Raw genomic sequence first — 7897 nt, 5'->3', positions numbered from 1 at the left:
CTTACCCGAGCCCGACGGCCCCGCGATAACAATCCGCTCGCCCTGATTGACGGTCAGATTGATGTCGCGCAGCACGTGGAACGAGCCATACCACTTGTTCATGCTGTTGATTTCGATGGCGACCTCGTCGCTCACCTGCATTTTGGAGCGGTCGATTTCGCGTTCTACTGCAAGTTCAGACATTTGTTGAACTCCTTAACGATGATCTGTGGCAAGGCGACGCTCGAGCCACTGAGAATATTGAGAGATGCCGTAACAGACGACGAAGAACAGAAGCGCGGCAAAGCCCAGAAGCTCCCAATAGACGCCGTTCCATTCGGTCGACGCCAGGATTGGGCCCCGGATCATGCCCACCAGATCGAACATCGAAATGACCGAAACCAGTGTGGTGTCTTTGAACAGGCCCACGGCCACGTTCACGATACCGGGGATCGAGATCTTCAGAGCCTGCGGCAGGATGATCAGCCGCATCGCTTGCGGGTAATCCAGACCCAGACTGTCTGCTGCTTCGTACTGTCCACGCGGAAGCGCTGCCAGACCGCCGCGGATCACCTCGGCGATATAGGCGGCTGAGAACATGGTGATCATGATCACAACACGCAGGAACAGGTCGACCGTGCTGTCAGGCGGGAAGAAATACGCCAGCATCACCGAAGCCACGAACAGCAGCGTGATCAAAGGCACGCCACGGATAAATTCGATGAAGATAACGCAGACCCATTTGATCAGCGGCATGTTCGACTGACGACCCAAGGCCAATGCGATACCCAACGGCACCGACAGCGACACACAGGTCACGCCCAGCATCATGTTCAGCATGAAGCCACCCAGATCACGGCTGGGAACGGCTGTAAGCCAGGCATTCTCTGATGCGCCTTCCGGGATCAGGGCTCCGCCGACGTTCCAGATGACCAGTGCTGTTACGATGGCCCCAAAGAACCCGGCAGCAAAGCTGTTGTTGCCCAGTTTCTGGAACACGGCACCTGCCGCAATGAAACCAACCAGCGCCACCAGAGGAACCAGGATCGTGCCCCCCCAGATCAGCCAGAAGGCCACAAACGGGTAAACCGCAGTGAACAGCAGCATCTTGCGTGGCAGGTCAAAGAACAGCACCGGCGCAAGGGCGACCAGCATCAGAACAAAGGCCAGGTTCGGTCTCCAGTAAGCGTCGGCAGGGTATTTGAAGCCATAGATAAGCTGAGGCCAGCGTTCGGTCAGAACCGCAAAACAGGCACCTGTCTTGCCCGCCAGTATCTCTCGGCATTCCGCCAGAGAGTTGGCGTTCCACACCCCGTTCAGAATCCACGGCAGTGTGTTCTGCAGGATCAAGTAGATCAGGATCAGCGACAAGACGGTCAGGATGGTGTTTGTCACGCCCGAGAACAGGTTCTCGCGCAGCCACTTGACTACTCCGACTTCATTAGCCGGTGGGGGCGAAGGCGGGATAGTGCCTTCGGCCACAAAGGCGATCGGGTTTGTTGTTTGATCACTCATGGCTCAGCGCTCCTTCAACTTAACGGAGGCGTTGTAGATGTTCATCGCCATCGAAATCAGCAACGAGGCTGTGAGATAGAACAGCATCAGCAGCAGAACGCATTCGATCGCACGACCGGTCTGGTTCAGCGTGATGCCGCCGAGGGTCGCAGTGATATCCGCATAACCAACGGCAATTGCCAGCGACGAGTTCTTGGTGATGTTCAGATATTGCGAGATCAGCGGCGGAATGATGACCCGCAGCGCCTGCGGAAGAATGACAAGGTTCATAATCCGCCCTGGACGCAGGCCCAACGCGGCCGCAGCCTCGGTTTGACCCTTGCTAATCGCTTGAATACCCGCGCGCACGTTCTCTGCGATAAATGCGCCGGTGTAGATCGACAGAGCAAACCACAACGCAATCAGCGGGCCGCCAACCTTGATGCCACCACTGAAGTTGAAACCTTTCAGAGCGGGAATATCCCAGGTCAGGCCCATAATGAGCATCAACGCAGCGAAAGGCACCAGCCAAACAGCCAACTTGACCAAAAACGTCTTTGGGCGCTCGCCGGTCTCTTCCTGTTTCAGCGTTGCACGTTTTTCAATCTCGTGCGAAGCGAACCATGAGCCGATCAAAACGACAATCACCAGCAACCAATTCAAGATGGTTGCACCAAACAGCCCGTTTGTGAACTCGGGGCGGGGAATGTAAACACCCCGGTTGGTAAAGGCGAAGGCATCGAACAACATGCTGGATGTGGCGTCATCGCCACGGAACGCGCGTGGCGCAGGCAGCACAGCCGTCATGACGGTGAAGATTATGATGATCCAGATCAGGACCGGAATGTTCCGGAAGATCTCGACATAGACCGCCATAAGCTTCGAAACCAACCAGTTGTTCGAAAGCCGCAGAACACCCGCGATCACTCCGAACACCGTGGCGGTAATACACGCCAGAAAGGCCACCAGCAGCGTGTTGAGAATACCAACAACAGCCGCACGTCCATGACTGGACTGGCTGTCATATTCGATCAGACGCTGGTTGATGTCATACCCGGACGGGTCGCCCAAAAACGAGTAAGAGATGTTGAGCCCTGCGGCCCGAAGGTTCTGGATCAGGTTGTTTCCGAGATACCAGATGGAAAGCGCAATAACGATCGCCGCGATCACCTGAAACGTCAGGGAGCGATAGCGGGTGTCGTTAATGAGCATGGACAACCGAAAGTCAGCTTTCGGTGGATCAGTCATAGTCGACATATTTTGAAATCCCCGTAGCGTGCGGTTTTTTTGTCTTGGCGGGTTTGTCCCCGCTCTGCATGTTCCCGCAGCTCTTTGATGTGAAGAGGGCGCAGGTTACCCTGCGCCCTTCTCCGTAGGTTTTAGCGGAACGGCGGCGAGTACAGCAGGCCGCCTTCGGTCCACTGTGCGTTCAAACCGCGTGCCAGACCAATCGGTGTCTCTTCACCGATGTTTTTGGCGAATACTTCACCATAGTTGCCACCTGCTTTGATGGCTTTGGCGGCCCAGTCAGCGTCCAGACCCAGCATCTCGCCCAGAGTACCTTCGGTACCCAGCAGGCGGTTGATTTCCGGGTTCTCTGTGCCAGCGCTCAGCTCGTCGATGTTGGCCGAGGTCACACCCAGTTCTTCTGCCGTGATCAGAGCGTTCAGAGTCCAGCGGACAACGTCACCCCACTCGTGGTCGCCATGACGAACCAGCGGGCCCAGAGGCTCTTTCGAGATGATCTCGGGCAGCAGAACGTGCTCATCAGGGTTTTCGAATGTGGCGCGCGTTGCAGCCAGACCTGATGCGTCAGTGGTGTAAACGTCACATGAGCCAGCCAGATACTGCTGCTGAGCTTCGGCGTTGGTTTCGATTGGAACCGGCTCGTAGCTGATGTTGTTCGAGCGGAAGAAGTCCGCCAGGTTCAGCTCGGTTGTGGTACCGGTCTGGATGCAGACGGTTGCGCCATCCAGTTCCTTGGCCGAGGTTACGCCCAGCGCCTTGGGAACCATGAAGCCCTGACCGTCATAGTAGTTTACGCCGGTGAATTCGAACTTCAGGTCGACGTCGCGGCTGAAGGTCCAAGTTGTGTTACGGGCCAACATGTCGATTTCGCCCGAAGCCAGCGCGGTAAAGCGTGTTTTACCGGTGGTGGGAACAAACTCAACAGCGTTTGCATCGCCCAGAACAGCAGCAGCAACGGCACGGCACAGCGATACGTCAAAGCCTTGCCATTCACCATTTGCGTCGGGTGCAGCAAAGCCAACCAGACCGGTGGTCACACCACAGTTCAGCTTGCCGCGCGCTTTAACGTCGTCAACGGTTCCTGCCGCGGCTGCGCCAGCTGCAAGACCGGCAATCGTTGCCGCGCCCAAGATTACGGATTTTTTCATTTTTACCTCTTCCTGATTTTCCACCTCTTACGAGGCGGCTCTGCCCGGCAAGTGGATGCCGGAAAGGTTACCCCAAAGGCGTCTCCCCTTTAGTGGGACTGAGTTTGGGCGTATTCATAAACAAACGTCAAGGGGCCGATCATCGAAATCGATGGTTCATGCACCAAGGTCTTTTAACATTTGCCCAAATATCAGGAATTAAGGCTCAAACCGACATGTCGAAGAAGCGTTTTGCGTGCAGAAACGCTTCCCTTTTGGTTTCGGCTACCGCGTGGGCCTCGTCATCATGGCCCCATTGTTCAATCTGCCACGTTTCGTCCAGTCGCGAAATGCGCCATATCTCGTCCGGTTCGCGCCAATCCATGGCGGCGGCAAACCCAAGAATCAACGACCCTGACAAGCTGACCAGGTCGTGGAAAGCCGCCAGTTGAAACGAATCCAACGCATGAACGCGCGTTCGCAGTGCCAACAAGGCAGGGTCAGCTTGCGGTTTGTGCAGCACCCCGGCAACCGGCACCAGACGCGCCGACAAAGTTGCTGCGGCCCAGTCGAGGGCGGGGTCCCATTCGGCGTTTTGGCGGTCTTGCAGTTCTTGCGGATGCGTCGCCCGGTAGCACAGCAGATCGGAATCGCCATAATCGGCAAGCATGTCCGCCACCTCAGCGTGTTGAATACGCACTTTGTCGATTGCAGCATTGGCAGAACGGGTGAACGGCATTGATGCAGGATCAACCTCTTTGTCCTGCGCGTCCCATTCGGCCGCGACAGCGTCGGCCATGGTGCGGGTCGGAAGGATCAACCCTTCTTTGGCAGGCGTTTTGACGCGCCGACCATCCAATTCAACCGCAAACCCGCCATCGGTTTCAACTACGGCACTTTCTTTCCAAAAGCGTTTTGGTTTCCAGTCGCTCATATCCTAGTTCCATATTCCATCCAGCGCCGTGGGCAACTGGTCAAACGTCTCGATTACACATGTGGCCGAGGTCAATGCCGAGCGGTCATGGTATCCCCAGGTCACACCAATTCCACGCACGCCCGCTGCGGCGGCCATATCCATGTCAAAGCTTGTGTCACCGATCATCACAGCACAATCCGGATCAACACCTGTTTCCGACAAAGCGGTCTGAACCATCGACGGATGTGGCTTGGACGGATGATGATCGGCAACCTGACGTGTGACGAAGTAAGCCTCTAGCCCGTGCGCCTCGATCAACGCATCAAGACCGCGCTGTGACTTGCCGGTGGCTACTCCTAAAAGTACTTCGGGCACAGCGTGTAACGCTTCAATCGCCTCACGCGCGCCGGGATAAAGCGGTGAACTGGCCGCCCCCAGATCAAGCCGGTGCGCGTGGTAAGCATCTTTGTACCCTTCAACCAGATCACTCTGGACCAAGGATGGTTGATCCGGTGCCAGTCGCGCAATGGCGTGTGGCAAGGACAGACCCACAATCGACAGGATCGCGTCGCGCGACGGGACAGGCACCGAAGCCGCCTGAAAGCTGGTTGTCACGGAGTGAACGATACTGCCCTGACTGTCGACCAGCGTGCCGTCGACATCAAACAGAACCAGCCGCAAGGGTGCGCTCATTGCAGATCCTCAAACGGATCGTCAGCAGCCAGATCTTCGGTCCATCCAAACGTATCCCAGCTGTGCTTCATATGATCAGGCAAAGGTGCCGTGACTGTCACAGGCTTGCGCGTCACCGGATGCTGGAAGGACAGGCGCCGTGCGTGCAGGTGCAGCTTTTTGCTAATGATCCCGCCCAGTTGCGCACCCCAGCCGTCGCCAAGGTTTTCCTGACCCGAGCCGCCGTATTTACCATCCCCGATAATCGGATGCCCGATGGCGGCCATGTGGGCCCGCAGCTGGTGCGTACGCCCGGTGATCGGCTCCATTGCAACCCATGCAGCACGGCCGGCTACACGGTAGAGAGTCGCGTAATGCGTATGCGCGCGTTTCGCGCCCGGTGTGCTGTCAATCTCGTTCATATGCACGGGGATCATCTTTTCACCCTCACCGTGCTTGCCATGACCGGGTGCTTTGACAAGTCCCGTCTTAATCTCACCCAAATATGGAGTCGGAACACCGGCAACCAGCGCCCAATAGATCTTGCGTGTGTCGCGGTGACGGAAAGCGGCGGTCAGACCCTTGGCGGCCTCACGCGTGCGGGCCAGCAGCAGGACACCTGACGTATCTTTGTCCAGGCGATGGACCAGACGCGGGTTCTCCTCATAGCCGAACCGCAACGCTTCGGACAGGCTGTCGACATGGCGGGTCTGCCCGCTGCCACCCTGCACCGGCAGGCCCTGCGGCTTGTTGAGCGCCAGAATGTGATCGTCGCGGTAGATCACGCAGGATTGGATCATCTTGGCATCGGCATCCGAGATACGATGTTTGACCTCAGCCGGTTTGTGATCGGCATCGGGCAGCGGCGGCACACGAACCACCTGCCCAACCTCTAACCGGGTCGAGGCTTTGGCACGGCTGCCATCCACGCGCAGTTCGCCTTTACGGCACATCTTTTCGATACGGCCTTGGCTGACATGTGGAAACAGGCGGCGAAGCCAGCGATCCACCCGCTGGTCGCCATCCCCGTCAGCGACTGTAATCATCTGTACGCCACTCATGCCATTACCCCTTGCGCCGCGCGGGTGATCCGCTCGGATTGCGTGTTCGTCCGTGTCCCAGAAATCATGGGCGTCTGTCGCGCGCAATGCGGCAAGAGTCAAGGTATCTGGCTGTTGTGCTCAGATGTTCGAAAAGTCGCCGTGTCGCCCGGCCCCGTCCCGGAAACGCCCCGCGCCTGAGGTTCCTTCGCGGCGGATCGCCTCCAACCCGTTGGCCCACTCCACCTTGAGCGCCTCGCGCACCGGCATGCCGCGCGTTTCGATGATTGATCGGCGGTCAGCCCGAACAGCCTCTTGCGGAAAACGTGCAATTTCATGGGCCATGGCCTCGGCTGCGGCACGCGCTTCACCATGCGGGACGAGTTTTTCCGCCAGCCCGATCCGATAACATTCTTCGGCCTCGACTTTCCGACCCGTCAAGGCGATCTCCAACGCTTTGCCTTGCCCCACCAGACGCGGCAGCCGGACCGAGCCGCCATCCATCAGGGTAATCCCCCAGCGGCGGCAATAAACACCCAGATATGCCGTTTCCGCCATGACACGGATGTCGCACCAGAGGGCAAGCTCCATGCCTCCAGCCACAGCGGCACCCTCAATCGCGCCGATGACCGGCTTGGAAAGCTCCAGCCGGGACGGGCCCATCGGCCCAAGTGTCGAAGTGGCTGACCCTATTGGGAAAGTGTGTTTGTCGAAGTAAGCTTCACGCAGTTCAGGATCCGCAAGCGAGGCGGCGAGTTTCAGATCCCAGCCTGCGCAGAAATTGCCACCTTTGCCCCAGAACACTGCAGCTTTGGCAGAACTGGCTTCAAAACTCAGGAACGCGTCAACCAGAGCCACAGCGTGTTCCGTATCAACGGCATTCCGCGCATCCGGCCTGTCGTGGATAATGGTCCAGACGTCTTGGGTCTTTTCAATTGAAACCGGCATTTCCCGTCCTCCCTTGCTGGTCTTGACCCTAGGGAAGCGTTCAATTGCAAACCTGTCGCCTGTGACGCCGCGGCATGTCCAATATTGACCCTGCGTAACTAGCTGTTGCGCTGTGTCCGAAGCTTGGCGAAATAGTCGAGGCGCTTTTTCAGCTCTCGTTCGAACCCGCGTTCAACCGGTTGGTACAGCACGGGACGTTTCATGGTTTCCGGAAAATAGTTCTGGCCGGAAAACCCATCCTCGGCGTCATGGTCATACGCATAACCCGCGCCATATCCCTGATCCTTCATCAGCGAAGTGGGCGCGTTCAGGATATGCTTGGGCGGTGGCTCGCTGCCGGACTGCTTGGCCAGTCGCATGGCCGCTTTGTAGCCGACATAAGCCCCATTGGATTTTGGGGCCAGCGCCAGATAAACAAGCGCCTGAGCCAGCGCCAGTTCCCCTTCGGGAGATCCCAGCCGTTCATACGTTTC

The 7897-nt window shown here is 57.6% G+C and carries 8 protein-coding genes and 1 pseudogene; all 9 read right to left on the bottom strand.

Features of this window, described 5'->3' with window-relative positions; genetic code table 11:
* A pseudogene (locus AC2FNU_RS22620) lies at window positions 1–183 on the bottom strand (amino acid ABC transporter ATP-binding protein); the annotation flags it as partial.
* Window positions 184–195: 12 nt separating this feature from the next.
* Window positions 196–1494, bottom strand: coding sequence for an amino acid ABC transporter permease (locus AC2FNU_RS22615; RefSeq protein WP_496792984.1), 1299 nt, complete (start codon window positions 1492–1494; stop codon window positions 196–198).
* Between the two features lie 3 nt (window positions 1495–1497).
* A complete protein-coding gene (locus AC2FNU_RS22610; RefSeq protein ID WP_496792982.1) occupies window positions 1498–2730 on the bottom strand; it encodes an amino acid ABC transporter permease in 1233 nt (410 codons plus the stop codon).
* A gap of 122 nt (window positions 2731–2852) precedes the next feature.
* Complete coding sequence (locus AC2FNU_RS22605) at window positions 2853–3869, bottom strand: amino acid ABC transporter substrate-binding protein (protein ID WP_496792981.1); 1017 nt, start codon at window positions 3867–3869, stop codon at window positions 2853–2855.
* A 205-nt stretch (window positions 3870–4074) separates the two neighbouring features.
* The gene (locus AC2FNU_RS22600; RefSeq protein WP_496792979.1) at window positions 4075–4782 is read right to left on the bottom strand and encodes an ATP12 family chaperone protein; all 708 of its coding nucleotides are present in this window, start codon (window positions 4780–4782) and stop codon (window positions 4075–4077) included.
* 3 nt (window positions 4783–4785) lie between these two features.
* On the bottom strand, window positions 4786–5457 hold the full coding sequence (locus tag AC2FNU_RS22595; RefSeq protein WP_496792977.1) for an HAD-IA family hydrolase: 672 nt from the start codon (window positions 5455–5457) through the stop codon (window positions 4786–4788).
* The gene (locus tag AC2FNU_RS22590; RefSeq protein ID WP_496792986.1) at window positions 5454–6497 is read right to left on the bottom strand and encodes an RluA family pseudouridine synthase; all 1044 of its coding nucleotides are present in this window, start codon (window positions 6495–6497) and stop codon (window positions 5454–5456) included. The genes AC2FNU_RS22595 and AC2FNU_RS22590 overlap by 4 nt, the downstream gene beginning before the upstream one ends.
* Before the next feature lie 120 nt (window positions 6498–6617).
* Complete coding sequence (locus AC2FNU_RS22585) at window positions 6618–7424, bottom strand: crotonase/enoyl-CoA hydratase family protein (RefSeq protein WP_496792975.1); 807 nt, start codon at window positions 7422–7424, stop codon at window positions 6618–6620.
* A 98-nt stretch (window positions 7425–7522) separates the two neighbouring features.
* Window positions 7523–7897: AAA family ATPase (locus AC2FNU_RS22580; RefSeq protein WP_496792973.1), on the bottom strand; the 375-nt coding region annotated here is incomplete at its 5' end.

The sequence above is a fragment of the Ruegeria sp. BHSB064 genome, from assembly GCF_059613205.1.
This window is presented reverse-complemented; position numbering and strand designations above follow the sequence as displayed.

Bases quoted from the DNA above. Each gene is read 5' to 3' on its own strand.
- AC2FNU_RS22615 (WP_496792984.1), bottom strand. From the start codon at position 1,494: ATGAGTGATCAAACAACAAACCCGATCGCCTTTGTGGCCGAAGGCACT.
- AC2FNU_RS22610 (WP_496792982.1), bottom strand. From the start codon at position 2,730: ATGTCGACTATGACTGATCCACCGAAAGCTGACTTTCGGTTGTCCATG.
- AC2FNU_RS22605 (WP_496792981.1), bottom strand. From the start codon at position 3,869: ATGAAAAAATCCGTAATCTTGGGCGCGGCAACGATTGCCGGTCTTGCA.
- AC2FNU_RS22600 (WP_496792979.1), bottom strand. From the start codon at position 4,782: ATGAGCGACTGGAAACCAAAACGCTTTTGGAAAGAAAGTGCCGTAGTT.
- AC2FNU_RS22595 (WP_496792977.1), bottom strand. From the start codon at position 5,457: ATGAGCGCACCCTTGCGGCTGGTTCTGTTTGATGTCGACGGCACGCTG.
- AC2FNU_RS22590 (WP_496792986.1), bottom strand. From the start codon at position 6,497: ATGAGTGGCGTACAGATGATTACAGTCGCTGACGGGGATGGCGACCAG.
- AC2FNU_RS22585 (WP_496792975.1), bottom strand. From the start codon at position 7,424: ATGCCGGTTTCAATTGAAAAGACCCAAGACGTCTGGACCATTATCCAC.